This window comes from Candidatus Methanoperedens nitratireducens, assembly GCF_900196725.1.
Lineage (GTDB): Archaea > Halobacteriota > Methanosarcinia > Methanosarcinales > Methanoperedenaceae > Methanoperedens > Methanoperedens nitroreducens_A.
In genome coordinates, this window is sequence record NZ_FZMP01000131.1 from 1 (window position 1) to 2,589 (window position 2,589).

Sequence of the window (2,589 nt, forward strand, 5' to 3'; positions counted from 1 at the left end):
AAGTGGAGAAGATTGTTTTTCATGGGAAACTGGGTTGATATCTCATTCACTCGGAAGTAGGACTATTCGGAAGTACTGGAACCTTACATAAGCTTTTTATTTTAACTTCTCAAGATGCACCGCACCAACCATTTTTTCAACATTTATAACAAATAATCAGGCAGCGTCGAAAAATGGTCAGGGAGAGAGTTATTTATAGTTGTGTACTTATTAATAGTATTTACATTATGACTGAGCCTGTTTTTCTGCGGGATTTTGTTATTATTTTTGGTGCAGCGATCAGTATTACTTTTTTGTTTCATCATCTCCGCATAGCTCCGATTGTGGGTTATTTGATCGCAGGCGTGATGCTTGGCCCTTCTATGCTGGGCATTATCAAGGATGTGGGGCTGATCGAGTCGCTGGCTGAGATCGGTATTATCCTGTTATTGTTTTTGATCGGGGTTGAGTTTTCGCTTGCAGAGATAATCAGGATCAACCGTGCCGTGTTCATTGGCGGGTTCTTCCAGGTTTTTTTGACCACAACAGTGGTGCTGCTGATAGCCCTGTTCTTTGGCGCATCCTTTGAACAGGGATTGTTCTTTGGTTTCCTGGTGGCATTAAGCAGCACTGCAATCGTACTTAAAGTGCTCTCGGATCGCGGTGAAATAGATTCCCCGCAGGGCCGCCTGTCTGCCGGGGTTTTGATCTTCCAGGACCTGAGCGTTGTTGTGATGGTACTTCTAATGCCAATGCTTGGCGGAAGGTCTGGCGTTTCCGCTCTTGATGTGGCATTGAATATTTTATGGGCTCTGATTTTTGTTGTTCTGATGATCGCGGTTTCGAGGTTTGTTGTTCCGCTGGTGATGTACCGTGTCGTTAAAACCCACAGCCGTGAGCTGTTCCTGGTCGGTATCGTGCTGATCTGTTTCGGGACGGCATATTTAACGTCACTTGTAGGTTTGTCGCTTGCTCTTGGCGCTTTTCTTGCCGGGCTTGTTATTTCCGAATCTGAGTACGGATACCAGGCTTTCAGCGAGATACTGCCTCTTAAGGACATTTTCAGCATTCTTTTCTTTGTCTCGATAGGCTTGCTGCTGGATGTGGATTCTGTGCTGCGCAACCCGGTTGTTATACTTCTTGCCGTGTTCGCTATCCTTGTTATCAAGTTCGTTTCGGGGACGCTGATCCCTGTTATTCTGGGCTATCCGCTCCGGGTTGGCGTACTTGTGGGCGTGGCGCTTTCCCAGATAGGTGAATTTTCTTTCGTGCTGTCAAGAGAAGGATTGAATTATGGTTTGATCTCAAGCGATGGATACCAGGTTTTTCTTGCATCCTCGATCATTACCATGATGTTCACCCCGTTCATGATACAGGGAAGCGGGGGCTTTTCAGAATATATTGAAAGATTGCCCCAATTTCGTGCTCTGAGGGCCGGGCGCCTCCGTGAGGATGATCTTAAGAAAGAAGAGTTGAAAAACCATGTGGTTGTCGTGGGTTTCGGTCTTAACGGCAGGAATGTCTCAAAAGTGCTGTCCTCATCCGGTATTCCTTATGTGGTGCTGGAGATGAACCCCGAGACCGTGAGGATTGAGAAGAAACGCGGGGTTCCTATACTGTATGGTGATGCTTCAAAGGAATCTGTGCTTGCGCATGTTAATGTTGCAACGGCGCGTTCGGTGGTGGTTGCTATTTCCGATGCTTCTGCCACCAGGAGAATCGTGGAACTTGCCCGGAGGCTTAACCCGTCTGTATATATCGTTGCCAGGACCCGCTATACTAATGAAGTTAACCCGCTGTATTCCCTAGGTGCGAATGATGTGATACCTGAAGAGTTTGAAACTTCAATCGAGATCGTCTCAAGGGTATTGCACCGGTATTTGATCCCTATGGATGAGATCGTAAAACATATCATCAAGATCAGGAAGGATGGTTATGATATGTTCAGGAATATAGAGCAGAGAAATGTTGCACTGCCGGATTTAAAACAACATCTGCCCGATGTCGAGATAGGGGCGTTCAGGATAGATGATGCTTCACCCCTGGCAGGTAAGACGCTGTCTGAGGTCGGGCTCAGGAAAAGCTTTGGCACGACCGTACTGGCGATCCGGCGTGATAAGCTGATAATAACCAATCCTTCCGGGGATACGCAGCTCCTTGCGCAGGATATTATTGTTCTAATGGGCACCAGGGATAGTATTGCCAGCGTAAAACCCCTGCTCCTGCCTCCGGCTAAATAAGGGATAAACGGTAGCTCGAAATGTTTTAATATCCTGAAGTATAACTATACTATAACGGGCATACCGGGAACACGGGGGTGAATAAGAATGGTAGAGAAGAAATCAGAAAAGAAGCCTGAAAAGAAGCCCGAGAAAGAGCACGTGGCGGGTGTTGGCGAAAAGGAGCAGCGCCAGTATGAGCATATCAAAGAGCAGGCTGAAGAATCAGGACGCTACGGCGAGAGGACTGAGGAAGTGGCTGCGCGGACTGTGCTGAAGCACCATAAGGAGAAGGGTCATAAGAAGGGGGAGTAGCAGGCGCTTTGAAAAGAGGCATTCTCCAACCGTAAAAGGAACTTACCTGAGCCTCAGGCAAATTCGTCGATTTACC

At 47.3% G+C, this 2,589-nt stretch carries 2 protein-coding genes; both read left to right on the top strand.

The features are described from left to right. The first annotated feature begins 173 nt into the window (after positions 1 to 173). Positions 174 to 2,219 (top strand): cation:proton antiporter domain-containing protein, encoded by a 2,046-nt coding sequence (locus tag MNV_RS09505; protein ID WP_096205546.1) that lies wholly within the window; start codon positions 174 to 176, stop codon positions 2,217 to 2,219. 87 nt (positions 2,220 to 2,306) lie between these two features. After that, positions 2,307 to 2,513 (top strand): hypothetical protein, encoded by a 207-nt coding sequence (locus tag MNV_RS09510; RefSeq protein ID WP_096205548.1) that lies wholly within the window; start codon positions 2,307 to 2,309, stop codon positions 2,511 to 2,513. Positions 2,514 to 2,589 lie beyond the last annotated feature (76 nt).

Bases quoted from the DNA above. Each gene is read 5' to 3' on its own strand.
- MNV_RS09505 (WP_096205546.1), top strand. From the start codon at position 174: ATGGTCAGGGAGAGAGTTATTTATAGTTGTGTACTTATTAATAGTATT.
- MNV_RS09510 (WP_096205548.1), top strand. From the start codon at position 2,307: ATGGTAGAGAAGAAATCAGAAAAGAAGCCTGAAAAGAAGCCCGAGAAA.